Genomic DNA, 1193 nt, shown 5'->3' with positions numbered 1-1193 from the left:
CTTCTACGTCATGATCATTGCCATGGTGGTGTGCACCGCCCTGGTACCGTTCGGCCTGACGAATGCCGTCACCTACGCGCTGTCGGTCGCGGCCATCGTCATCACCGGTGTCGTGCTGATCCAGGGCTACCGCGACACCGCCGCGATCCATGCCAAGCTCGACGAGATCATCGTCGCCCTCAACGACACCAGAAACGACGTCGTCGGGCTGGAGCATGCCGACCCGAAAGACATCAGGGCGAAGCTCGGCAAACTCGAGGAAGAGGCAGCGCGAACCGCGCCCGAGGCCCAGAGCAATTCACCGTTTCACGGAAACGGCGAACCGCTCTAACTCTTTGTTTCGACGCAATTCCCAAGGGAAAGCGCTATGCGCTTTTCCCGGGAAAACCGGTTTACACTTTTCCTGGAATTGCTCTAGCCGGCCTTCGGATCATTGGCACCCAATGATCCCGGCATCGTCGGCATTCATTGGCAGCAGCCACAGGCGGAGCCGCTAACCAGCCGCAAAGTTCCGGGCGAACTGCTCTTCCTCGAACAGGCGCGGTATGGTTTCGCCGTTCTCGACGATCCGAACGGCCCATTGGCCATCGATAGGCTGGATGGAAACGCCTGTTGGCCGAGGCGCATCGTCGGCGTTCATGGCTGCTTTTTCGATCTGCGGGCAACCGCTTCCATAAAGGAGCGTGCGGCAGCGTCACAAGCCGTTCTGGACGGTCCGTTTGCGAACAGCACGACCTCCGCGGCCTTCTCCGACATGCCATGTTTCCTGGCAAAGACCGCCGTGTCGTAAGGCTCGTTTTCAGTCCCCGGTGTCGAGGACGTGACCCTGACCTTGGTCATTGCCGCGGCCGCCTGAAACTGTCGAGCAATTCGGCTTCATTGCTGTAGCCATTCTCGAAAAGCGAGAACACCGTGGCTGCGAGCCGCTGCACGTCCGGCTCGCTCGACTTCGGGTCAAGTTTGCGTTCGGAGCAGACCCGATCAAAGACGCGTTGGCACAGTTGCAAATCGGAAGGATGGAAGCCGGGATTGCGCTTGTTAAGGCTCGACATGAGAAGCCCCTTTCGGAGCAGCGACCCATTTGCCTGACGCTGTCGATCAAAAATGAAATCGCGCGCAGCGAGAGTCAATATCAGCGTCATCACCGTAAAAACCGTACAATTCTCCCACTGAAATTCGGCATGCTTTCAAGC

At 58.6% G+C, this 1193-nt stretch carries 3 protein-coding genes; 2 read left to right on the top strand and 1 reads right to left on the bottom strand.

All coding sequences use genetic code 11. The features are described from left to right. Window positions 1-331, top strand: a 331-nt coding sequence (locus tag EN935_RS36845) for a low affinity iron permease family protein (RefSeq protein ID WP_127374284.1), incomplete at its 5' end; no start/stop codon positions are given. 162 nt (window positions 332-493) lie between these two features. Here EN935_RS36845 and EN935_RS41170 read toward each other — a convergent pair. Then, on the bottom strand, window positions 494-640 hold the full coding sequence (locus tag EN935_RS41170; RefSeq protein ID WP_164757833.1) for a hypothetical protein: 147 nt from the start codon (window positions 638-640) through the stop codon (window positions 494-496). A 199-nt stretch (window positions 641-839) separates the two neighbouring features. Between EN935_RS41170 and EN935_RS41630 the strand changes: the two genes are divergently transcribed. Then, a partial coding sequence (locus tag EN935_RS41630; RefSeq protein WP_206534678.1) for a hypothetical protein occupies window positions 840-1193 on the top strand: 354 nt, incomplete at its 3' end.

It is taken from the genome of Mesorhizobium sp. M7D.F.Ca.US.004.03.1.1 (genome assembly GCF_003998635.1).
GTDB lineage: Bacteria > Pseudomonadota > Alphaproteobacteria > Rhizobiales > Rhizobiaceae > Mesorhizobium > Mesorhizobium loti.
Note: the sequence above shows the minus strand (reverse complement) of the source record. Positions and strands in the feature narration are given on the sequence as shown.

Coding starts and splice junctions, on each gene's coding strand:
- EN935_RS41170 (WP_164757833.1), bottom strand. CDS start 640: ATGAACGCCGACGATGCGCCTCGGCCAACAGGCGTTTCCATCCAGCCT.